Origin of the sequence: Streptococcus sp. 2020WUSS084 (assembly GCF_044427445.1) — a bacterium.
Lineage (GTDB): Bacteria > Bacillota > Bacilli > Lactobacillales > Streptococcaceae > Streptococcus > Streptococcus suis.
This window is the reverse complement of record NZ_JAOTGC010000022.1, coordinates 1-22560: the sequence shown is the minus strand read 5'-3', so window position 1 is coordinate 22560 and position 22560 is coordinate 1. Positions and strand designations below refer to the sequence as shown.

The 22560-nt window shown below is 41.9% G+C and carries 23 protein-coding genes and 1 pseudogene; 6 read left to right on the top strand and 18 right to left on the bottom strand.

Annotated features, from left to right (window positions below; all coding sequences use genetic code 11):
• A pseudogene (locus ODU50_RS09770) lies at positions 1–317 on the top strand (IS30 family transposase); the annotation flags it as partial.
• 609 nt (positions 318–926) lie between these two features.
• Here the strand turns inward: ODU50_RS09770 and topA are convergent.
• The 4 genes from topA to ODU50_RS09750 form a co-directional block, all read right to left on the bottom strand.
• On the bottom strand, positions 927–3020 hold the full coding sequence (gene topA / locus ODU50_RS09765; RefSeq protein ID WP_105153607.1) for a type I DNA topoisomerase: 2094 nt from the start codon (positions 3018–3020) through the stop codon (positions 927–929).
• A gap of 92 nt (positions 3021–3112) precedes the next feature.
• Positions 3113–3955: a DNA-processing protein DprA gene (gene dprA, locus ODU50_RS09760; protein ID WP_105153608.1), complete on the bottom strand. Its 843-nt coding sequence runs from the start codon at positions 3953–3955 to the stop codon at positions 3113–3115.
• 58 nt (positions 3956–4013) lie between these two features.
• Positions 4014–4571, bottom strand: coding sequence for a sugar O-acetyltransferase (locus tag ODU50_RS09755; RefSeq protein ID WP_105153609.1), 558 nt, complete (start codon positions 4569–4571; stop codon positions 4014–4016).
• Positions 4572–4581: 10 nt separating this feature from the next.
• Positions 4582–4842, bottom strand: a complete 261-nt coding sequence (locus ODU50_RS09750) for a metal-sensitive transcriptional regulator (protein WP_044762876.1) — start codon at positions 4840–4842, stop codon at positions 4582–4584.
• A 108-nt stretch (positions 4843–4950) separates the two neighbouring features.
• On the opposite strand from ODU50_RS09750, the gene ODU50_RS09745 reads away from it, so the two are divergent.
• The 4 genes from ODU50_RS09745 (at position 4951) to ODU50_RS09730 (ending at position 8237) form a co-directional block, all read left to right on the top strand.
• Positions 4951–5274: a rhodanese-like domain-containing protein gene (locus ODU50_RS09745; protein ID WP_105153610.1), complete on the top strand. Its 324-nt coding sequence runs from the start codon at positions 4951–4953 to the stop codon at positions 5272–5274.
• Positions 5275–5283: 9 nt separating this feature from the next.
• Positions 5284–6936 carry an FAD-dependent oxidoreductase gene (locus tag ODU50_RS09740; protein ID WP_105153611.1) on the top strand — a complete coding sequence of 551 codons (1653 nt, stop codon included), beginning with the start codon at positions 5284–5286 and terminating at the stop codon, positions 6934–6936.
• A gap of 109 nt (positions 6937–7045) precedes the next feature.
• Positions 7046–7597, top strand: coding sequence for a DUF1836 domain-containing protein (locus ODU50_RS09735; protein ID WP_105153612.1), 552 nt, complete (start codon positions 7046–7048; stop codon positions 7595–7597).
• On the top strand, positions 7587–8237 hold the full coding sequence (locus ODU50_RS09730) for a hemolysin III family protein (protein WP_105153613.1): 651 nt from the start codon (positions 7587–7589) through the stop codon (positions 8235–8237). The genes ODU50_RS09735 and ODU50_RS09730 overlap by 11 nt, the downstream gene beginning before the upstream one ends.
• 33 nt (positions 8238–8270) lie before the next feature.
• Here ODU50_RS09730 and ODU50_RS09725 read toward each other — a convergent pair whose 3' ends face one another.
• From ODU50_RS09725 to ODU50_RS09660, 14 genes are all read right to left on the bottom strand, one after another.
• Positions 8271–9281 carry a YdcF family protein gene (locus ODU50_RS09725; RefSeq protein WP_105153614.1) on the bottom strand — a complete coding sequence of 337 codons (1011 nt, stop codon included), beginning with the start codon at positions 9279–9281 and terminating at the stop codon, positions 8271–8273.
• 2 nt (positions 9282–9283) lie between these two features.
• Positions 9284–10057 carry a ribonuclease HII gene (locus ODU50_RS09720; protein WP_105153615.1) on the bottom strand — a complete coding sequence of 258 codons (774 nt, stop codon included), beginning with the start codon at positions 10055–10057 and terminating at the stop codon, positions 9284–9286.
• Positions 10044–10895, bottom strand: a complete 852-nt coding sequence (ylqF, locus tag ODU50_RS09715) for a ribosome biogenesis GTPase YlqF (RefSeq protein ID WP_105153616.1) — start codon at positions 10893–10895, stop codon at positions 10044–10046. The genes ODU50_RS09720 and ylqF overlap by 14 nt, the downstream gene beginning before the upstream one ends.
• 99 nt (positions 10896–10994) lie before the next feature.
• Positions 10995–11483 carry a YkgJ family cysteine cluster protein gene (locus ODU50_RS09710; protein ID WP_105153617.1) on the bottom strand — a complete coding sequence of 163 codons (489 nt, stop codon included), beginning with the start codon at positions 11481–11483 and terminating at the stop codon, positions 10995–10997.
• A 207-nt stretch (positions 11484–11690) separates the two neighbouring features.
• The gene (locus ODU50_RS09705; protein ID WP_105153618.1) at positions 11691–12338 is read right to left on the bottom strand and encodes a nucleoside triphosphate pyrophosphatase; all 648 of its coding nucleotides are present in this window, start codon (positions 12336–12338) and stop codon (positions 11691–11693) included.
• 51 nt (positions 12339–12389) lie between these two features.
• On the bottom strand, positions 12390–14504 hold the full coding sequence (gene nt5e, locus ODU50_RS09700) for a cell surface ecto-5'-nucleotidase Nt5e (protein WP_105153619.1): 2115 nt from the start codon (positions 14502–14504) through the stop codon (positions 12390–12392).
• A gap of 130 nt (positions 14505–14634) precedes the next feature.
• On the bottom strand, positions 14635–15906 hold the full coding sequence (locus tag ODU50_RS09695) for a dihydroorotase (RefSeq protein ID WP_105153620.1): 1272 nt from the start codon (positions 15904–15906) through the stop codon (positions 14635–14637).
• Positions 15907–15945: 39 nt separating this feature from the next.
• Entirely contained in the window at positions 15946–16599 is a 654-nt protein-coding gene (locus ODU50_RS09690) for a uracil-DNA glycosylase (RefSeq protein ID WP_105153621.1), read from the bottom strand.
• Positions 16600–16608: 9 nt separating this feature from the next.
• Entirely contained in the window at positions 16609–17535 is a 927-nt protein-coding gene (locus tag ODU50_RS09685) for a glycosyltransferase family 2 protein (protein ID WP_013730366.1), read from the bottom strand.
• A 108-nt stretch (positions 17536–17643) separates the two neighbouring features.
• A complete protein-coding gene (gene pyrE, locus ODU50_RS09680; protein ID WP_105153622.1) occupies positions 17644–18276 on the bottom strand; it encodes an orotate phosphoribosyltransferase in 633 nt (210 codons plus the stop codon).
• Positions 18277–18413: 137 nt separating this feature from the next.
• On the bottom strand, positions 18414–18743 hold the full coding sequence (locus tag ODU50_RS09675; RefSeq protein WP_105153623.1) for an inorganic diphosphatase: 330 nt from the start codon (positions 18741–18743) through the stop codon (positions 18414–18416).
• On the bottom strand, positions 18733–19428 hold the full coding sequence (pyrF, locus tag ODU50_RS09670) for an orotidine-5'-phosphate decarboxylase (RefSeq protein ID WP_105153624.1): 696 nt from the start codon (positions 19426–19428) through the stop codon (positions 18733–18735). The genes ODU50_RS09675 and pyrF overlap by 11 nt, the downstream gene beginning before the upstream one ends.
• A 164-nt stretch (positions 19429–19592) precedes the next feature.
• Positions 19593–20534, bottom strand: a complete 942-nt coding sequence (locus ODU50_RS09665) for a dihydroorotate dehydrogenase (protein ID WP_105153625.1) — start codon at positions 20532–20534, stop codon at positions 19593–19595.
• 9 nt (positions 20535–20543) lie between these two features.
• Positions 20544–21317 carry a dihydroorotate dehydrogenase electron transfer subunit gene (locus ODU50_RS09660; RefSeq protein WP_238145681.1) on the bottom strand — a complete coding sequence of 258 codons (774 nt, stop codon included), beginning with the start codon at positions 21315–21317 and terminating at the stop codon, positions 20544–20546.
• Positions 21318–21531: 214 nt separating this feature from the next.
• Here ODU50_RS09660 and ODU50_RS09655 point away from each other — a divergent pair, with 214 nt between their 5' ends.
• Positions 21532–22452, top strand: a complete 921-nt coding sequence (locus ODU50_RS09655) for a LysR family transcriptional regulator (RefSeq protein WP_105153626.1) — start codon at positions 21532–21534, stop codon at positions 22450–22452.
• Positions 22453–22560 lie beyond the last annotated feature (108 nt).

Genomic DNA, 22560 nt, shown 5'->3' with positions numbered 1-22560 from the left:
TCGAAATGGATGTTCGTGGAGAATCTAAGCTATTCTTCTGTGACCCAAATCGTTCTGACCAGAAGGGGAGAATCGAGAAGAATCACACACTTATCAGAGACATTCTTCCTAAAGGAAGTTCGTTTGACAACCTGACACAGGAGGATATCAACCTAGTTTGTTCGCATGTCAACAGCGTCAAACGAGCTGCTTTCAACGGAAAATCGGCTTATGAACTCTTTACATTTACCTACAGTGAGGAATTGGCAACACTTTTGGGAATCTCTAAAATTGACTCCGAGAACGTCATCCAATCACCTCGATTATTAGATAAGTAATCGCTCGTTTTTATCATAAAAATAATTTCAAAATAGAAAGGAACTTGTCCCATCCAAAATTCCAGATAGCTAGAACTTACTTTGAGACGTCTCAGAGCCAGTAACTTTAGTGTACTCTTTTTTTCAACAATTTCAAGCCTAAAACTCACTATTATCAACATTTTTAGTCAAAAACAGAACTTAGTCTGAGACTAAATTCTGTTGGCGTTATACAGTTTTCTCAGAGTAACTTCTGGAAGGACGGGAACTAGAACTTACTTTGAGAATTTACCCATTTTTTCAAACGGTATTGCCGTTTAGTTCGCTTCAGTTGTAGAGGTCAGACTTGGAATGTGAAACACGAACTTCTGCGATTTGCTTCGCAAATCCTATCTCCAACCTTTTTAGCTCGATTTTTTCATTTCTAAGCTCAGGCTGACACAGTTCACTGAACAGTTTTACTCCACTGGCCTGTTAAACCCAATCAACCACTGCGCTGAGATATTGACACTAACTTTGAGAAGCGGTGCTGGGCTTTTTGCCCAGCCTCTCGCTCGTCGAAGTTAGCTAAGATAAACTAACATGACTATAAAAAACAACTGCCATTCCCTTGAGAATAGCAGTTTAATCTTATTTAATCTTGTCTTCTTCGTAGTCACCATTTGGACAGACAACTTGTTTACCACCACCGCGAACTTTTTTCTCAACGAGATAGTGGTCGCATTTCGGACAAGAACGCCCGACTGGCTTGTCCCAAGAAGTAAATTCACACTCTGGGTAGCGATCGCAACCATAGAAAAGACGATTGCGTTTACTCTTGCGTTCAATCACTTGCCCTTTTTGGCAAACCGGACAAGTCACACCGATTTCTTTAGTGATTTGCTTGGTATTGCGACAGTCTGGGAAATTGCTACATGCATAGAATTTTCCAAAGCGACCTAATTTAATAACCATTTCATGTCCACAAACATCACAGTCAAAGCCAGCTGGTTCATCCTTAATTTGGATTTTTTCCATCTGTTCTTCTGCCTTAGATAATTCTACATTGAATGGCTGATAGAAACCGTCAATGACCTTCTGCCACTGCTCTTTCCCGATTTCTACATCATCCAATTTTTGTTCCATATCGGCTGTAAATTTGACATTGACAATATCTGGGAAGAACTCAACAATCAGCTTATTAACGATTTCTCCGAGTTCAGTCGGTTCAAATCGCTTAGCCGCAAGCTTAACATAGTAACGTTTTTGAATGGTTTCAATTGTTGGTGCATAGGTTGACGGGCGACCTACACCATTCTCTTCTAATGTTTTAATTAAGGTTGCTTCAGAGTAGCGAGCTGGCGGCTGAGTAAAGTGTTGTTCTGGATTTGTTGACGCGCGTACCACCGTGTCACCTTGTTCCATATCTGGCAACATTTTATTTTTATCAGCGTCGTTATAGACAGCCATATAACCATCGAATTTTACTTGGCTACCATTAGCAGCAAAGACAATACCATTTTGACCCAAACGAACACTCATGGTATCAAAAACTGCTGCAGCCATCTGACTTGCGACAAAACGATTCCAAATCAGTGTATATAGTCGCAACTGGTCCTTGTCCAGATATTTCGCAATTGATTCAGGTGTTAAGTTAACATTTGATGGACGAATGGCTTCGTGGGCATCTTGTGCACCACTGGCATTTTTTACTTGATTACCATGCTTTGAATAGGTAGCACCAAAACGCTCCGTGATAAAGTCAGCAGCTTGTGCTTGTGCAACAGGGCTAATACGTGTTGAATCCGTACGCATATAGGTGATCAAACCTTGGGTACCACCTGCGCCAAGACTGACACCCTCATAAAGTTGTTGGGCAACCATCATGGTTTTACGAGTACGGAAATTGATTTTATTAGCCGCATCCATCTGCATAGTAGAAGTTGTGTAAGGCAGAGGTGCATTTCGTTTGCGTTCCTTACGCTCAACCTGTTCTACTAAGAAATCATCTCCATCGAGTCGGGCGAGAATTTCTTTAACCTGCTCATTGTTTTCAATTTTAGTTTTCTTTCCATCTATACCGTAGAATGAAGCCTGGAATTTTTTGCTCCCCTTTTTGAAGGTTGCATCAATTGTCCAATATTCTTCTGGTTTGAAATTGCTGATTTCATTTTCACGGTCGATTATTAATTTGAGAGCAACCGATTGAACACGTCCTGCTGACAGACCTTTTTTGACTTTCTTCCATAAAATAGGTGAGATAGAGTAGCCTACAATACGGTCTAAGACACGTCGAGCTTGCTGGGCATCTACCAAGTCTAGGTTAATAGCACGTGGCTCCTGGAAGGCATTTTTTACTGCATCTTTTGTAATTTCATTAAAGACAACACGGTTTTTATCGTTTGCGTCCAATCCCAAAATGTGAGCCAAATGCCAAGAAATTGCTTCTCCTTCGCGGTCCGGGTCACTCGCGAGAAAGACTTGCTTAGCATTTTTTGCTTCTTTTTTCAAAGAATTGATGAGTGGTCCTTTTCCACGGATGTTGATGTACTCAGGTGCATAGTTGTTATCAAAGTCAATAGACATACTAGATTTCTTCAAATCTCGAATATGCCCGACTGAAGCAACGACCTTATAATTTTTACCAAGATATTTTTCGATTGTTTTTGCCTTAGCAGGCGACTCTACAATAACGAGATTTTTCTTGGTTGTTGTTTTTTTCTTACTAACTGTTTTTGTAGCCATTCTTATACCTTACAAATATTTTTAACCTCACAAAGAATATACTATTTTTCAGTCAGTGTCAAGATATTTATTTTCCTATAGGAAGACTTGTTTTAAAATTGATACTCAGAAATGATGTCCAAGCCTGATGTAACGCACTTTGCTCCCTCTTGAATCAGATGATGACAACCATCTGATTTTCCGTCCATAATGGAACCAGGTATGGCATAGACTTCTCTTCCTTCTTCCAAAGCACGTTCGCTGGTAATCAAGCTGCCAGACCGCATTTTTGCCTCACAGACCACCAGACCTTCTACCAACCCAGCAATGATGCGATTGCGTTCTGGGAAATGGTATTTGAGTGGCTGAGCACCAGCTTCATACTCTGTCAGCACCAAATGGTGTTTTCCAATATAGGTCTGCAAATCTTTATTTTCTTTTGGATAAATATTATCTAAACCTGTTCCGATTACAGCAATGGTTTGGCCTCCATTTTTCAAACTGGCAATGTGGGCAGCTGTATCAATTCCTCTTGCCAAACCACTAACAATGACAAAACGATTGCTCAATTCTTTGATAATTTTCTGAACAGATTGGATACCATTTTTACTGGCATTTCGTGTACCAACAACTGCCAGCTTTGATTTTTCTAGCAATTCTAAATCCCCTTGATAAAACAAAAGTACAGGTGGATTGTAAATCTGTTTGAGCGCCAAAGGATAGATGTCATCTAAAATTGAAAATGATGGATACTTATTAAATTCCTCGCGGCAGGCTTTTGTATCTAGATTCTTATAATTTTCCATAAATAGCACTGGATTTTTACATTCAGACACTACAGCAACATTGCGTAAAGTCAATTTTTTACCGTGTTTTTCTTGATAGGCCAAAACTTTATTCACATTAAGATTGGTCAAACCTGCTTTTTTCCATTTAAACAATTCAAAATTATTCATTTTCTTCACCTCACTTACTCTATTCGCAAGGCAAAGAAAAAATTCTCCCGAAGAAGAATTATTTTTTAGGTATTTCTTTGATAACACGCGCAGGATTGCCAGCCAAAACGACATTATCACCAAAAGACTTGGTCACAACGGAACCAGCACCAACAACAACATTGTTGCCCAAGGTCACACCAGGTAAGATTGTCACACCACCACCAGCCCAGAAATTATCACCAATGGTAATTGGAGAGCCATATTCCAAACCAGAATTTCGTTCATCAGGATCTAGTGGATGAAGTGGAGTTAGCAACTGTACATTGGGACCAAGCATGGCATTTTTCCCAATGGTAATGGGACAAACATCCAACATCGTACAGTTAAAATTTGCGTAAAAATCCTCACCAACATGAATATTGCTACCGTAGTCACAGTAGAAATTTGGCTCCATGTAAATCCGCTCACCTGTAGCTCCCAACCAGTTTTTCAATCGCTCGGAGCGGGCTTGTCCATCTAGTTCTTCGTTAAATTTTTTCATCTGTTGGCGGGCAAAGGTTCGCATCTCTCTCAATTCAGGATCGGCTGCCATATAAAATTGCCCAGCTATCATCTTTTCTTTTTCTGTTAACATAGCCCTACTCCTATTTTTTTATAATCAAATTAATAGCTTCTGCTAGCCGTGCCTCTTGTTCCTCGGGATTATCGGAAGGGTGTTCAATGCAATCTTGAACTTTTTGAGCAATGACCATTCCCATCATACTGTTGATACTGGAACGAACTGCACTCAGCTGCATCACAATATCGATACACTCTTGCTCTTCTTCAATCATTTTTTGAATGCCACGGAGCTGACCTTCTGCACGTTTCAAACGATTTATCATCTTTTTCTTCTCTGTATTCATACCCTATATGGTACTGCTTGTTTCATAAAATGTCAATTCTAAAACTTGACAATCAGCGTTATCATCTGCTATATTTAAAATACCCCTAGGGGTATGGAAGAGGTATTTATGTTGAAACAGATATTATCTACAATTTTAAAGCAAAAAGAAAGTTTATCTTTACAAGATTTGCCAAAAGTATTGGAAGATAAAAACACCAAATTGTTGGACGTCCGTGAAGTTGATGAATTTGCCAGTGGTCACATTCCAGAAGCTATCAACCAGCCATTAAGTCAAATAGACCAATTTAAAGGTGATAAAAACAAACACTATCTGATCATCTGTCAATCAAGTATGCGTAGCCAACGGGCGACAGATTACTTAACATCTCAAGGCTATCAAGCGGTCAATGTTCAAGGCGGTATGAATGCCTGGACTGGAGATATTATTTAGGAGGTTTAAATGAAAATTGTTATTGTCGGTGGGGTTGCTGGCGGTATGTCTGCTGCTACTCGTCTGCGTCGTCTCATGGAAGATGCTGAAATCATTGTGTTTGAAAAAGGACCATACGTTTCCTTTGCCAACTGCGGTTTACCTTATCATATTTCTGGGGAAATAGCAGAGCATGATAGCTTATTACTCCAAACGCCAGAAAGTTTGAAAAAACGCTTTAATCTAGATGTCCGCCCTTTCCATGAAGTCATTAGTATCAATGCTGACAAACAGACTGTTACAGTGAATACTCCAAACGGTGACATCATTGAAAACTACGACAAACTAATCCTATCACCAGGTGCCAAACCTGTCATCCCAAATTTAAAGGGAATTGAAGAAGCTGAAAATCTCTTCACACTTCGGAACGTACCTGATTTAGACAAGATAATGACCAAGCTAAACCAAATCAAGTCTGGTCACGCAGTTGTTATCGGTGCAGGATTTATCGGTCTAGAAATGACTGAAAATCTTGCCTTAAAAGGCTTAAAAGTCACTCTTGTCGAACAGGCTCCTCATGTATTACCTACTTTTGACTTGGAAATGGCACGTTTTGTTGAAGCCGAGCTAACAAGTAAAGGTGTCAAAGTAATCACAGGGCAGTCTGTCACTGCTTTTCGTGAAAAGGGTCAAGTAGTCGAACTTTCTAATGGACAGACCCTATCATCTGATGTAACTATTTTATCAGTTGGTGTTGCTCCCGATAGTCAACTGGCTAAAAATGCTGGAATCAAGCTAGGACTTCGAGGTGGAATACTCGTAGACCAAAACTATCAGACCAATCAAGATAATATCTACGCCGTTGGTGATGCCATTGTAGTTAAACAAGAAATAACAGGACAGGATGCCTTGATTTCATTGGCCTCTCCTGCTAACCGTCAGGGAAGACAGGTAGCTGATGTCATTGCTGGATTCGCTCGCACTAACAGAGGCTCAATCGGTACTGCTATCGTCAAAGTCTTTGATTTAGTGGCAGCATCAACTGGTTTAATCGAACGTACCGTTCAATCACTCGGCCATGAATATGCCGTCGTTCATACAACTGGAAAAGACCATGCAAGCTACTATCCAGGTGCGACTGATATTGTTCTGAAACTGATTTTTTCTCCTATTGACGGAAAAATCTTTGGTGCACAGACAGTCGGTCAAAAAGGTATTGATAAGCGGATTGATGTCCTTGCCACTGCCATCAAGGCTGGACTTACGATTGAAGATTTGCCAGAACTAGAATTGACCTACGCCCCACCATTTGGTTCAGCCAAAGATCCTATTAATATGATTGGATATGCTGCCATGAACATCGCAGAAGGCATCAGTCAAAATGTCCAATGGCACCAACTAGACGAGGAGCTAGCAAACGGCAAAATCTTGTTAGACGTCCGTAATCCTGGTGAGGTCGCAAATGGGCAATTCAAAGAATTCATCCATATTCCTCTGGGCCAACTCCGTGAGCGGCTAGGAGAACTAGACACTTCAAAAGAATACATCGTCAGTTGCCATAGTGGCCTTCGCTCGTACATTGCCGAACGTATCTTAAAAGAAAAGGGCTTTAAGGTTAAAAATCTAGACGGGGCTTACTCCCTTTACAAGATGGCACTACCTGAAAATCTTATCCTTCTATAATAACCAGACCTTCTGTATTTACTTGTTACAGAAGGTATTTTGTTTGACATAAAATACAGAATATTATACAATCTAGTTACCGATACTAGATAAAAGGAGGTGGACAATCATGAAACAGACTATCCCCTACTGGCATGAATTACCTGATTTGGATTTGTATTTGGACCAAGTTCTGCTGTATGTTAATCAAGTAGTCAATTCTCAGGAAAGCCTTGAACAGAAGAGTTTATACTCAATGAAAATCAACAGTAGCCCAGGAAACGAAGCTGATGATAGAACTGGGGTTCATCAAGGCAAGTTGACAAGGGATAATGTTGATTTTCGAAGAGTATTAACTGCTGCAATGATCAATAATTACGTTAAACACAAACAGATTGAAAAACCTGTTAAGAAAAAATATCAAAAACAGCAAGTTGCCCGCTTGATAGCATTGACCATCTTAAAAAATGTCTTTTCTATTCAAGAAATCAGTCAGACCTTAAATCTTCTTCTCCACTCGAACAACTCTGAAACCTTATACAATCATTTTGTTGACTGCATGCGAAATGAGGAGAGTGATGAAACTCCTGAAATCATTCGTTATGCCTGCCAGTCTGTTAAACTATATTACAAAACCCGTCAACTCACGATGGAGTTAGAAAGGAGTCACTATGAATCCTAGTTTGAAATTGAGCCTGCAACTATCCTTTGGAGAGGAGGTTGCTAACAGTGTCACCCATGCAGTCGGAGCCCTGCTTATGTTGGTCTTACTCCCCATTACTGCTATCCATTCTTTTCAAGATTATAACGTGACTGCTGTGGTCGGCATGACTATCTTTGTCATCAGCCTATTTCTCATGTTCCTATCCTCTTCCATCTACCACTCCATGCCCTACGCTTCTACTCACAAATACGTCCTAAGGATTATCGACCACAGCATGATTTACATTGCTATCGCTGGAAGCTACACACCTGTTGCCCTATCCTTGGTCGGTGGTTGGTTGGGGTATCTAATTGTTGGTTTACAATGGGGATTAACTATTTTTGGCATTCTCTATAAAATTTTCGCCAAAAAAATCAATGAAAAATTCAGCCTTTTTCTCTATCTCTTTATGGGCTGGTTGGTTGTCTTTATTCTGCCAGCTATTCTGCAAAAGACTGGACTTGTTTTCGGAATTTTGATGCTGGCTGGTGGCTTATCTTATACTATTGGAGCCCTATTCTACGCCAAGAAAAAGCCCTATTTCCACATGATTTGGCATCTCTTTATCCTACTGGCTTCAGCACTGCAATATATGGCCATTGTCTACTTTATGTTATAAGAAAACAGCTTCTAGTCACCTAGAGGCTGTTTTTTAATGAATCAAACTGATAATCATTGCAATCAGATAAAGGACTGACACGATGCTCAAAAATACCAAATGCGTCTTTCGGCTCATGACCACATAGCCAACAAATTCCCGAATGAAGGCATTAAGGCTAAAGTAAAATCTGATTTTTGCGCCGTAGCCGATACATTTGATTTTCAATTGTCGTGCCAATAGCAGAGCTCTGAAAACGTGATAGTAATTGGTTACAAGGGCAAATCGACTACCAGGTTTCATCAGGGCATAGGAAAATTTCAAGTTTTCCTCGGTATTGGTTGATTGGTTTTCTATCACAATATCTTCCGCAGGAATCCCCTGTTCCAAGGCATAGTTAGCCATAGCCTGCCCCTCTGCCAAGAGTTCATCAGGACCCTGTCCGCCTGACATGATGAGCTTGCTACCAGGATGTTTCTGGTAGATCGCTATGCCTTTTTCAATCCGCGAAGCCAAAAGTGGCGTTACCTTGTCACCAATTAAGCCAGCACCTAAGACTACCACATAATCAAGCTTGCCTGGGAAGAGATTGACCAAATTGACAAAGCTAGACGTGGTATAGAGCATGCTGATGATAATGGCATAGGACACCAAAAAACCAACGTAGACGAACAGCATGTTGAAAAAGCTGATGCCTAAAAGGGATTGAACCACAAAGGGAGCGATGAAGAGATAGAAAGTCAGGGCGACTGCCAGTCCCATGGATAGGAAATTATGGAAACGAACCCCTTCTCTCTTCAAAATCTGAAAACCATTTAGATAAAGTGTGAAAAGCAGGACAAATGGACCACTTAACAAGGCTAAAAAGAGCACCATAGCCACAGCTATAGCCAGCAAGCGCAAGATTTCATTGTTTTCGAGAATGCCTGTTGAGATAATCCATGCCAAGGCCCAGACGAGGATGTTCAAGGCAAACAGGGAGATGAAAATCGACCGCCGCTCCCAGAAATAGATGAGAGCAAACAAACCGATAGCCGCTAAAAATAAGCAGAAAAAGACTGTCAAAACTAGTTTCCCCCTGCTACCATAGACTTAATGGGCTCAAAGGTCTTACGGTGAATGGGCGTGATGCCTAGCTTGTTCAAGCCTTCCAAATGCTCTGCCGTTCCATAACCAGCATTCTTGGCGAAACCGTAGCCTGAGAACTCCTTGTCATAGTCTGTCATCATTTTGTCCCGCGTCACTTTAGCCACGATAGAGGCCGCTGCGATAGACAGGCTATTGGCATCTCCCTTAATGATAGAGATTTGCGGTATGGAGGTATCCAACTTCATTGCATCTATCAAGAGATGTTCAGGCTCTTGGTTCAGCTTTCCCAAAGCCTCTAACATAGCTAACTTGGTCGCCTCGTAGATGTTGACCTGGTCGATGACAGCTGCATCTTTGACGCCCACACCGACTGCCACCGCCCGCTCCATGACTTCTTGGTAGATTGACTCGTGCTTGGACTTGGGGATTTTCTTGGAGTCGTTGAGGTAGCGAATTTTGCACCCTTTGGGCAAGATAACCGCCGCTGCCACCACAGGACCTGCTAGAGGACCCCGGCCGACTTCGTCAATACCAGCGATTAACTCCACTCCATTTTCATAAAGGGCTTTTTCGTAACATAGCATAGCTTCTAAGCGAGCGTCTTCTGCTGCTTCTTTTTCCAACTCCTTTTGGCGTTTCTTGATAGCAGCTTGGACCCCTGCTCGCACGTCCTGAGCCAAGTCTGCCCAGACAGGACTGTCTAGACTGTCCACCTGAGCCAGCAGAGCCGTCACTTCCTTAATCGTTGCCATCTAAGTCACTCACCCTGTCTAATGTATAAGTGCCCAAACGACCGTCCCGAACATCCTTGACAAAGAGGTTATAAAAACGGTCATAATCATCACGGAAACCCAGTTTCTTGGTCCAGTCCATGATGAGTTCAGGCGTTTCCTGCTCCAAATCCATGCCCTTGAACCGCTCTTGTAGACGTTTTGGGTAGTTGACCTTGAAATAGTCCAAACCAAAAATAGTGACCTCGTCCATAGGCAAGAGCTGGTCCTTAATCGCACCAGTCAGAGCCAACTTCAGTCCAACTTCCTGGTCCTCAAATTTAGGCCAGAGAATACCTGGTGTATCAAGGATTTCAAGATCTTTATTGGACTTGAGCCACTGTTGGCCCTTGGTCACACCTGGTTTGTTGCCGACAACGGCGATTTTTTTACCAGCCAGACGGTTCATAAGGGTGGATTTTCCGGCGTTTGGAATACCGATAATCATGGTTCGCAAGGTCTCCTTTTGAATCCCTCTTTCGCGGAGACGTTCAATCTTGTCTTTCATCAGACTCTTGGCTGCGTCGGTCACTTTTTTCACCGTCGCTTGCTCTTTTGAGTTGATGGCAAGGGTACAAATGCCCTGACCTTCAAAGTAGCTCTGCCATTCTTTTGTACGAACAGGGTCAGCCAAATCAACCTTGTTGAGAATCATGAGCTTGGGCTTGTCGCCGACAATCTTGGTCAGCATGGGGTTTTGGCTAGATAGGGGCAGGCGAGCATCGACCAAAATGGTCACGAAATCAACGTGCTTGATGTTATCCTGCACCTGCCTGCGAGCTTTTGACATGTGGCCCGGAAACCATTGAATAATTGCCATGGGGTCCTCCTAAATATGATTCATTGAAAAAAGCCGTAAAAACGGCTTGTTTTTTTATTATTATAGCAGAAAATCAATATTTTGTCTTACTTGTTCCTCTTAAATTCTCTCCCGTAACTTTTCGACAAAGAGATAGGCTGCGGGACAAATCAGAGTATTTTTTATTGTTAAATTGTTGATTTGATAAATCTTCTTGCGGTCAGTATGCGGAAATTCTCGACAGGCTTTGGGACGAGCATCATAGATGCTACAAAGATTATCTCCACCTAGGAATGGGCAAGGCATTGCCTGAAATACTTTATCTCCATCTTCGTCTACTCTCAAATACATCTCTTCGAAAACAGGTAGTTTCATTCGAAGATGCTTGGCAATGCGAGTAATATCAGCTTCGGTAAAAAGTGGCCCCAATGTTTTGCAACAGTTTGCACATTCTGTACAATCAATTTCAGAAAAGACTTCTGCGTGTATGTCCTGTACGATTCTGTCTAAATTCTTAGGTGCTTTTTTCTTCAAATTTGCTAGAAATTTTCGATGTTCTCCTTGCTTCTGCTGGGCCAATTGCTTGTATCTTTCAATGTCGACGGTCATAAACTCTCCTTTTCGACCACTATTATACCACAAACTAGCTATTGAGCTCTGCTATTTTTCAAAATGCTGAGCTAAATTATAGCATCACTTAATAAGGTTAGTGTCAACATCTCAGCGCAGTGGTTGATTGGCAGATTTGTTCGCGTTTCACACTCCAAATCTGACCTAATCAACTGTGCGGGGGTGGGAAGACGAACTCTTTTTCGATTAGTAGAGTTCTTTCCCACTCCCAAAAATCCTGCGCGAAACTTCTGCTACAGGTAGACCAATAATGGTGTGAACATCCCCAGAAATACCTGCTACAAAGCGTGGGTCAAGCTCCTGAATACCGTATGCACCTGCCTTGTCGAGTGGTTGTTTATCATGGATATAGGACTGAATCGCTTCTTCCAAGGCTGGATAATAGTCCACAAAATCAATCTGTGCAACCGTATAAAAAACATCCAGTGAGTGACTTGTCCGTAGGCAGACAGATGTTACAACGTAATGGCTCTTTCCAAAATAGGAACGTAACATGGTTTCAGCTTCTGTCAAATCTTGAGGTTTGTTAAAAATTTTCCCATCTGACACGACGATTGTATCCGCAGAAATATAGAGATGACCAGTTACCAAATCCATGTCCGATTTGGCTTTGGAAATTTCACAACAGGTTTTTGCAGCTCGAGTGAGAAAATCATCTGTAGCGAATTGTTTCATAAAATGTTCTTCGATACCACGCTCATCCACTTCAACTGATGCGATTTGTGGTTGTAAAAATCCCAATAATTGTTTACGACGTGGGGAGTTGCTGAGCAGAACGTAAGAACTAATCTGCTCACGATCCCCCTCTTTTTGATATTGAAATACAGTTTGCATGTTTCCTCCAGTCAAAAACAGAGTCCGAAGACCCTGTTTTCAGATGATTGATTAATTTTCTTTTCTACGACCTACTGCCATGGCCAGTCCTGCAAGACCTAAACCAAACAGGCTGAGCGTCAGATTCATCTGGTCACCAGTATTTGGCAAGACTCCTGCTTTTGTAGTTTTTGCTGGACTTGCTACTTCTGGTTTTTTATCTCCTACTTTAGGAGAATCAACTGGGGTCTTCTTGTCCGTTGCTGAAGTATTTTGTACTTGATTAGATGGTGAATCCGTATTTTCGGCTGGAACAGTTTCTGGATTTGAGGCTGGATTTTCTGGATCAGTATCCAATAAAATTTCGATAAAGTCTGGGTAGCCATCTTCATCAGTATCAATGCTTGAATTTACAGGAATGATACGTGAATATGGGTTGACAACCTCATAAGCTGATAAGTCAGCTGTCTTTAGGTATTCAGCAAAGACGCTGTCCATTGAAGGACCTTCTTCACGTGCTCCGCCAAGCATTGTGTAGCCATCACCACCAGCAGCAAGGAAGTCATTTGTTGCTAAATAGTACGTTTTTTCAAGATCCAAGGCGTCATATTCGCCAGTCTCTGGATTAAGAATACCGATAATAAGAACACGTTCTTCTACAGGAAGAGTTGGATCGTAGAATACATTTGCTCCTGAAATGTGTAGGAATCCACCACTAGCTTCAAAGAGCGGCATACCATTTTCATCTAAAAGCATCTCGCCAGTTTCTGGATTCACTTGCAATGTAGATGATAAAGACTTGGTAAACATATCATAAATTTGCTGACCAGTCACAGTGATTTGAGAAACAATGTTACCAAATGGCAAGACTGCAATAATATCACCTTTTGTAACAGGCTGATCTTTAGCAATTGTTGCACGTAGACCACCACCGTTAGTCACAGCAAGGCTAGTTTTGTTTGAAAATCCTGTTTGACCATAGGCATAGATCGCATCCGTCACTGCATTCCCCAAGTTGGTTTCACGAACACGCACGTTTGAGCGATCTCCGTTTAATTCTACTGGGTTATTTTCAATAACTACTTGAGCATTTTCAGCTTCATATTTTGCTTTAATTTCATCAACCAAGGCTGCGATTTTAGCATTTGGCGTCACGTTCTTAGTATCCGCGGCAGAAATCAAACTAGCTTCACCCAATAATTTATCGGATTTCAAGGTTACTTTACCAATATTGTTCAAGTAAGAGCCTGTTTGATTATAAGTAACGTTATCTCCATAGGTAGTTGCTTCTACCGTGTGGGAATGACCGTCGATAACAATAACACGTTTACCAGCTAATTTACTATTTTTAGAAAGTGCTTCAGCAAGAGTTGAACCTCTCCATTCAACAGGTGTTGTAGAATCGACACCTAGGTGAGCTAGAATGATATAGTTCTTGTAAACACGATTATCTGCTAGAGCACGCGCTTCCACTTCGTCAATCACTTTATTGACTTCTGTGACTGGGTCGGTAAACGTTACTCCCTCAACATTTTTCGGATGGGTTTTTGTAGCAGTTTCAGGTGTTGTTACACCGATAACTACAAATTCATCACCTACAACAGTTGGAGTTTTATCGACGATAGTTGAAGCTTCAAAAACACGAGCGCCATTAACGTAAGTGTTAGCACTCAATAGCGGGAAGTTCAAAGTTTCCTTGTACTTGATTGCTTGATCCATCCCAAAGTCAAATTCATGGTTACCAACAGCCATTGCATCATAGCCGACTTGGTTCATGATATTGGCGCGGTCTTCACCTTTTGTAGAGTTGGAAATTGGAAGTCCTTGGAAGGCATCACCAGCATCTACTACAATTGTATTCTCTACTTTGGCACGTTCTTCTTCAATGACTGCCGCAGCCTTAGCGTCACCAATGACATTCTTTTCTTCAAGAATGCGACCGTGAACGTCGTTTGTGTGGATAATGACTGCCTCTACTGTTTCTTCCGCAGCAGGGACAACAGTTTCCTCCGTTGCTACGTTTTCAACTGACGTTGCTGGTACCGTAGCAGTTGCATCAGTCGTTGCTGGCTGATTGGTTGTGGTAGCTGCAGTTGTTGTCTCAGCAGCTTGTACTTGTTGAGCTAAAACAAATGGAGCCAACAAGAGTGTGGACATTACAGGCAACAATAAATCTTTCTTTTTCATAAATTAACCTTCCTTTGGTGTTACTTATAGTACTATTATACACTTTTTACAGAAAAACAAAAACATTAAAATCGCTTACACGTCAAAAAGGTTCGAAATAAGCGAATTAGCTATCTAATCCGCTCATTTCCTATTTACCAAATACTATTTGTCCATTTGCAATGGTGTAAAGGACCTGTCCTTTCAGACTATCACCAACAAATGGAGAATTAGCAGACTTCGAGGCAAAATCCGCTGTAACCAACCGATTTGCATTTGGGTCAAAAATAACAAGATTAGCTGGTCCATTTTCAGCAAGATAGCCAGCATCAAGACCATAGAGCTTGGCTGGATTAATAGTCATTTTCTCCAACAATTGCACGAGTGTCAGATGCCCTTCTTCCACCAGATGCGTCAAACCAAGTGAAAGCGAGGTTTCCAAGCCTGTCATTCCTGATGGGGCCTTTGTGAGATCCTCTACATTTTTCTCATCTGCATGATGAGGTGCATGGTCCGTCGCAATGACAGAGATAACACCAGATTTCAATCCCTCAATAACCGCTAATCTGTCACTTTCCAAGCGTAATGGCGGATTCATTTTAGCATTGGCACCTTTTGTTAGAAGTAAGTCCTCAGTTCGTGAAAAATGTTGGGGTGCTACTTCTGCCGTGACGTTTGCTCCGAGACCTTGAACAAATTCAACCACCTTGACCGACTCGGCTTTGGATAGATGCTGGATATGGACACGGGCACCTGTTTCATAGGCAATCATGACATCGCGAGCGACCATGCTGTATTCTGCTACGCCAGTTGCTCCACAAACATGAAAATGTTTTTCAGCTACTTGCTCGTTTAGTCCCAAGACACCATTCAGGTCAGGGTCTTCTTCATGCAGGCTGATGAGACAGCCCTGCTCTTTGGCTAATTTCATAGCTTGTCTAACCACGCCAGCATTTGTCAAAGGAATACCATCATCCGAAAAGGCTACCGCTCCAGCTTCTAGCAAAGCAGGAAAATCGGTCAGATTTTGCCCATCGAAATTATCTGTAATGGTTGCCACACTATAAATATGGATGGCTTCTTTTTTAGCGGAATCCAATACTCCTTTTAAGGTTTCAACATTTGAAATCGTCGGATTAGTGTTAGCCATCATGACAACAGAAGTAAAACCACCCGCTACTGCAGAAAGAGCTCCTGTATGAATATCTTCTTTATGGGTCTGACCAGGCTCCCGAAAATGCACATGAACATCAACCAAACCAGGAGCAACGACTAATCCTGTCGCATCAATCACTTCTTGCTCAACATCTTCTGAAATCGACTCCGCAATCTTAATAATCTTACTTCCGTCCATCAAGATGTCGCAAACCTTGTCTAAACCAGATTGCGGATCCAATACTCGACCATTTTTCACTAATAACATTCATATTCTCCTTTGTAGTACCAAAGCCATTACCATCTATTATCGCAGCCAATCAATTCCTGTTCTGCCTTGTGAAGTCAAGTAGGCATTTGCTTGTGAGAAGGGCTTGCTTCCAAAGAAACCTCGATAGGCTGAAAGAGGGCTTGGATGAGCAGATTCGATAACCAGATGTTTTGGATTGGTTATCAACGCCTTTTTCTTGCGAGCATAAGCACCCCAAAGAATATAGACAACAGGCTGGTCTAAGCTATTGACCACCTTAATAACAGCGTCCGTAAAAGGCTCCCAGATTTGCCCTGCATGTCCATTTGCCTGACCTGCTGGAACAGTTAAACAAGCATTGAGCAAAAGCACACCTTGTTCCGCCCATGCTGTCAAATCATGATCTTGTTTGGCGCCAATATCATCCGTCAATTCTTTTAAGATGTTTTGAAGAGATGGCGGAGCTGGTACCGAGTTCGGAACAGAAAATGACAAGCCCTGTGCCTGACCAGGTCCGTGATAGGGATCCTGTCCCAAAATAACTACTTTAACCTCTTCCAAATCCGTTGTTTGAATGGCAGCAAATACCTTCTCACGAGGCGGATAAATGGTTCCACCAACATAAACATGATCTAAAAACTGATTAATTTTACCAAAATAATGCTCTGGCAACTGTGCCTTTATCAATTCGTGCCAAGCTGAATGTTCCATAAACTGCTCCTAGTTTGAACTTTTCTCTTTAACAATATAAATCGGACGTTTCTTCGTTTCCAAGAAAACTTTTGCCAAATATTTACCGAGAATACCAATGGTCATCAACTGCAGACCTCCCAAAAATAGGATGATACAAATAGTCGACGGCCAGCCAATTGTAGGATCTCCGAACACCAAGGTTTTGAAAACCACAAAAACCATTAGAACTAGCGACAATAGGAAGGTGAAAAAACCTGTATAGGAGGCAATATTCAAAGGTGTATCTGAAAAATTGATGATTCCTTCAATAGAATAAGAAAGCAATTTCCAGAAGGACCAACTAGTTTCACCAGCGACCCTCTCAACATTTTCATAGGGCAAGTATTCTGTTTCGAATCCTACCCAAGCAAAAATTCCTTTTGAAAAGCGATTGTATTCAGACACAGATAGAATGGCATCTACCATGTGACGACGCATGAGACGGAAATCACGGGCACCGTCTACTACCTCGACCTGGCTGATTTTATTCATCAATTTGTAGAATAATTTTGCAAAAAAGCTACGAATCGGTGGCTCACCATCTCGACTGACACGACGGGTTCCAACGCAATCTAAATCTGGATTTCCATCCAACATAGCCTTCATTTCCATCAACATTTCAGGTGGATCTTGCAGATCAACATCCATGACAGTCACTAGCTCGCCTTGCGCAGCTTGTAGACCTGCATAGAGAGCTGCTTCTTTCCCGAAATTCCTTGAAAAGGAAAGATAGCGAACAGCTCGGTCTTGACCAGACAATTGGCGTAAAACCGTTAATGTCCTATCCTTTGAACCATCATTGACAAAAATATACTCAAATTGTTCCCCCATCTCCTTACGAACTTTCTCCATAGCATCGTAAAAATAGGGAATTGCCTCTTCTTCATTAAAACAAGGCACGATAACTGAAATCATGTTCTTCTCCTCATACGGTCAATTATTGTATTCTCAAAATACGTTAGAGACTATTATACCATTTTACAGGATAAGTTCCCAGAAATCGTGCGTGGGCTCGTTTTAAATCTAATCTTCCTGCCAAGTTTCTTGATTTTGACGGAACTTTTTAAGCAGATTCAAACCATCTGCATTGATATATCCCTGTACTTTTGCGACTTTGATTAATTCTGAATAATTGCTGAGCGTCACCAATTTCACGCCAGCATTGTCAAAATTACGATCTGCCTTTGGCAATTCATAGGTAAAGATTGCCACAACACCAATAACGTCAGCGCCTTCACGCTCAGCTGCTGCTACGGCATCTAGAACAGACCCTCCAGTAGAAATCAGGTCTTCAACGACAACCATTTTTTGTCCCTTGACGATGCGACCCTCTAATTGATTCCCTGCACCATGGTCTTTTGGCTTGCTACGGATGTAAGCAAATGGCAAATTCATCCGATCTGCAATGATAGCACCATGGGAAATACCTGCTGTGGCCGTTCCGGCAATCACCTCAACCTCAGGAAATTCCTCTTCGATGCGTTGAACAAAGCCATCTTCAATCAGATTTCGAGTTTCAGGATAAGACAGGGTAATACGATTATCTGTATAGATAGGGGATTTGATACCTGATGCCCATGTAAACGGCTTTTCAGGGCGCAGATGAACTGCCTTAATATCCAATAAGTGTGATGCGATTTCTGTTGCTAGTGTCATAATAGACCTCCTTCTAAATGCGTACCATTCCAACATGACCATTCCGCCGAATAGCCTGTCACTCCTAAAGTATTGGTTCAATCTATGAACCCTACAAAAAACTATATTTATCCCTGTTGAATTCTTACAGATTTCTCCTAGTCCACCATTTCAATCCATGAATCAAAATACTGTTCAATGAAATTGGTTTTCTCTTTTATTTCTGTCACGGTAAGTTTTTCATCAAGACCTGTCAGAACCCATTTATCCTCAACATCATCTCTACGATGGATAATCGCGACCAATTTCCCCTCGAAAGCTGTCAAAGGCTGCCGAACATCTTTGGAAATGATGTAAACATCTTGTTCTTCACCATCTCCAGCCAATAGATTTGGAACGTAGCCGTAATTGATGGGGTACTGATTGCCAAATTTATCAATAAACCCGATAGGTCTATCGATGGTAACCTGATAAACCTTATCTACGATTCCACTCCTCTTTAATAGACAAATAGGTCTGGTAAGGATGGTCGGCTCTCGTAATCGGGCGACCTACTACGATGTAATCACTACCGATTCGAGCAGCATCTGCTGGTGTCATAACTCGTTTCTGATCGCCTACTTCACCGCCAGTCGGACGAATCCCTGGCGTCAGGCACACAAAATCAGAACTTGTGGCATCTTTAATCAAAGCTACCTCATGCGCTGAACAAACCACCCCATCAAGACCAGCTTCTTGTGCTCTTTGAGCATAGTGAACAACCGCTTCCTGCAAACTAGTCTGAATATTCTGGTCTGTTCTCATCTGCTCCTCTGAGGTAGAGGTCAACTGAGTGACCGCTATTAAAACAGCATCCTTACCCAATCCCCTTCGTGCTGCCCGCATCATCTCAACACCACCAGCAGCGTGAACGTTAGTCATATCCACACCGAGTTTTGCCAAGACTTTCATAGCAGACTCGACGGTATTAGGAATATCATGCAGTTTCAAATCTAGAAAAATACTGTGACCACAGCCTTTCAAATAATTGATAATACCTGGTCCCTCCGCATAATACAACTCCATTCCAACCTTTACATAGAGTTTCTCATCTGGTGGAAAATATTCCAGAAAAGACTGAACTTCTTCTTTACCTGCAAAGTCAAGGGCAATAATTGGTCTTGTTTCTTTCATAAAATCCTTTCATTTACACAAAAATCCCTGCCAAATCGGTCAGGGATGTGCACGAATTCAGCTTGAAAATCACCTTTCAAGCCTATTACATGACACCTTCCTAGCCTCTCTGGACTTAGTTAAAGGAGATATTTTCTTTATATTACTCTTTTATTTTACCTTTGTCAACGCTTACCCAAGCTATGTCTGATTTCTCGGCGTAAACCTTCCAAACTATCAATACCATAAACTTCCATGCGTTTTGGTAAGTCTTGAATAATCTTTGGACAAGCAAATGGGTCTGTAAAGTTGGCTGTTCCTACCCCTACAGCTGAAGCTCCTGCAACCATCATCTCTATAGCCTTGTCCGCCGTATCCACACCACCCATACCAATAATCGGTAAATCAGTCATCTGTGCAACCTGACGAATGAGTTTGAGAGCAACCGGAAAAACTGCTGGACCTGACATTCCTCCTGTACCATTTGCCAAGATTGGTTGTCGAGTTTTGAGATTGAATCGCATACCAACCAAGGTATTTATCATCGTCAAGCCAGTCGCTCCAGCATCCTCAGCAGCCTTGGCCAACAAGGTTATGTCTGCCACACTTGGTGTCAGCTTAACGTAAACAGGGACAGATGAGGCTTCGACTGCTGCTTTTACTGCTTGATAGGCTAATTCTGGTACCTGTCCAATCAAGAGACCATTATTTCCGTGGTCCACATTGGGACAAGAAATGTTCAGCTCGATAGCTTTTACGTTTGGAGCCTTTGAAATTTTTCCTGACACATAAGCATATTCCTCATTGGAAAAACCAGCCACATTGGCAATGATAGGCAAGTCTGGAAAATGCTGTTCCAACCAGGGGAGTTTTTCGGATAAGACGGCATCAACGCCTGGATTTTGAAGTCCAATGGCATTGAGCATACCTGCTGGTGTCTCGGCTACACGGGGAGTCGCATTGCCATAATGAGGATGACGGGTAGTCGCCTTAATCATAATGGAACCAAGCTGATTAAGGTCATAATAATCTGCATACTCCTGACCAAAACCGAAGCAGCCAGAGGCTGGAATGATGGGATTTTTCAAGTTCAAGCCTGGTAAGGAAATCGCTAATCGTTTTGTCATTTCAATCTCCTATAAAATCAGACTACCCGTCGCAAAGACTGGACCTTCCTTACAGACACGCTTGTTCTCATGTTCTTGTCCCTCTTTGGGTTTGACAACACAGGCATAGCACGCCCCCATCCCGCAAGCCATCCTAGCCTCCAGTGAAATGTAGGCATGAGGATGTTCCTGAAAGCGTTGGTCAACATAGTTCATCATAGCTGGCGCCCCACATGAGTAAATGGCTGCAAACTCGTTTGTCAGCTCTTCAACGACCGTTGCGACATTCCCCTTACGCCCATAGGAACCATCATCCGTTGTGACATAGATCACCCCACAACTTGCCAGTTCTTCTTCCAAAATGACGGCCTCTTTAGTGGCAAAGCCAATGACTGACGTGACATTGGCGCCACGGTTCGCCGCCTGTTTCGCCACTTCCACCAAGGGAGGAACACCGATTCCTCCGCCAATGATGAGAATGCGGTCACCTTCTTTAAGAAAGTCTACTTCAAACCCTTTCCCAAGCGGTCCCATAACATCCAAATACTGCCCAACAGTCATTTTCGAAAAGACTTCCGTCCCTTGACCTTCCACTCGGTAAATAATCCGACATTGAGCCTTATTCCTATCAATCTCGGAAATAGATATTGGTCTCCGCAAGAGCATGGAATCATCTGGGACACGAATATGGATAAACTGCCCCATTTTCATATCTTGGACCATATCTCCCTGCAAGGTCATAGCAAAAATTCGCGGCGCTAGTTGGACTTGGTCCACCAGTAACATCTGTTCTTTTAAAATCATCTTTTCTCCTATTCTATATAACAATGACACAGAAAACAAGAAAGTCGATATAGAGAAAAAAACCTTGCTGGCTAGCAAGGTAACACGAAAAGAAGGCAGCATTTGCCCTATTTATCACGTTCCCTTCTTCGCCTCTCTGGACTCAGTTAAAGGATATATTTTCAGCATTATACATTTTTTAGAATAATTTGTCAAATCATGTTACAATAGAGGTATGAGAATCCAACAATTATACTATATTATCAAAATTGCAGAAACAGGCAGTATGAATGAGGCTGCCAAGCAACTCTTCATTACCCAACCTAGCCTTTCCAACGCTGTACGAGACCTGGAAAAAGAAATGAAAATTAAAATCTTTTTCCGTAATTCTAAGGGCATTACCCTGACAAAGGATGGCATGGAGTTTCTTTCCTACGCTCGTCAAATTGTTGAGCAGACCGAACTATTGGAAGACCGCTATAAAAATCCGAATGCAAAACGCCAACTATTTAGTGTCTCTTCTCAACACTATGCCTTTGTCGTCAACGCCTTTGTCTCGCTTTTGAAAGAAACTGAAATGGAAGATTATGAACTCTTCCTACGTGAAACGCGGACCTGGGAAATCATTGATGACGTTAAGAATTTCCGCTCAGAAATCGGAGTGCTTTTCCTCAACCATTTCAACCGTGATGTTCTGCTGAAACTTTTGGATGACAATCGACTATCCTATACAACTCTCTTCACTGCCAAACCACATGTATTTGTCAGCAAAACCAATCCTTTGGCACAAAGAAAGTCAATCACTCTCGATGATTTGGTAGATTTCCCCTATCTCAGCTACGAGCAAGGTATTCACAACTCCTTCTACTTTGCAGAAGAAATTCTAGCCCAGGAACACCATAAAAAATCGATTGTCGTATCTGACCGTGCCACACTCTTCAATCTCTTAATCGGTCTGGATGGCTATACAATCGCAACAGGTATCCTCAATTCAAATCTTAACGGAGATAATATTGTATCCATTCCTCTGGAATTTGACGATGAAATCGAATTGGTCTATATCCAACACGAAAAGGCATTGCTGTCCGACATGGGAGAAAAATTCATCAATTACCTACTTGAAGAGGTAAAATTCGACGGTAAATTCTCAAAGTAAGTTCTAGTTCCCGTCCTTCCAGAAGTTACTTTGAGAAAACTGCATAAAATCAACAGAATTTAGTCTCAGACTAAGTTCTGTTTTTGCCTAAACTGCTGATTCAAGGGA